The sequence below is a fragment of the Paraburkholderia sp. CNPSo 3281 genome (assembly GCF_024206515.1).
GTDB classification, from domain to species: domain Bacteria; phylum Pseudomonadota; class Gammaproteobacteria; order Burkholderiales; family Burkholderiaceae; genus Paraburkholderia; species Paraburkholderia nodosa.
On sequence record NZ_JAMBPS010000167.1, the window covers coordinates 1 to 875 of the forward strand.

Genomic DNA, 875 nt, shown 5'->3' on the forward strand with positions numbered 1-875 from the left:
CAAGCCATTTGTAGCCGGTCTGGCGGCTGATGTTGAAACGCCGGCACAGCTCACTGAAGGGCAGGCTCTGTGCGGCTGCCAGACTGACGAATTCCTGTCTGAGGCTCATGGTGTCTTTTACATTCCAGGGCATGGATGGATTCGGGCGTTGGGTTGCCCAAAAGTGTCAACCATGTCCCCATACACCTGTCAATCATGTCTCCGGTCTGTACACCAGCGGCAAAGAAAAGTAGGCAAAAGAAAGCCGCTTGAACCGCTAGCGCCCGCCACGGTTCACCTCGCACCATTCATGGTGAATGGCTCCGGAGCGTCTGTCACCTCGCACCACCAAAGTAAATGACAAGGCAGTCATTCATCCCGCTGCTCGCTACGCGCACTGCGGTCGGGTCTGCATGGGAAACCAGGGGGGCGTGCCAGGCTTCGCGAGAATGCACGCGCACCAAGGGTGCTTTAGCTATGCCCTTCGGCGCGCGGAGCGCCGCCGGAAGGATGAGCGCCTTGTCACTCACTTTGAAGGTGCGAGGTGACAGACGCTCCGGAGCCATTCACCATTAACGGCGAGATGTGAACTGTGGCAGGCGCTAGCGGTTTGAGCGGCTTTCTTTTGCCTACTTTTCTTTGCCGCTGGCAAAGAAAAGTAGGTGCCGCCCCGCACAGGGGCAACGCTCGCGTACCGACGCGAAAACAAGGAAAAGCCAAACCGGCGAACCTGTCCGTATTTTTGTGGGCGGGGCGGTTAATAAATCATTAGCCGCGTGCCTGCGTGAACCGGTCACCGAACAGGATAGCAAACTGGTTCATGGCTGATTTCCAGTCGAAGGCGGCCCGCACGGACTTTGCCAGCACGTTGCGTAGTGCGAGCCAGAGCAGCTTGA

General features: G+C 57.8%; 1 protein-coding gene. It reads right to left on the bottom strand.

Annotation, left to right across the window (positions count from 1 at the left end; all coding sequences use genetic code 11):
* A partial coding sequence (locus M3I56_RS40700) for a helix-turn-helix domain-containing protein (RefSeq protein ID WP_254358686.1) occupies positions 1–133 on the bottom strand: 133 nt, incomplete at its 3' end.
* Positions 134–875 lie beyond the last annotated feature (742 nt).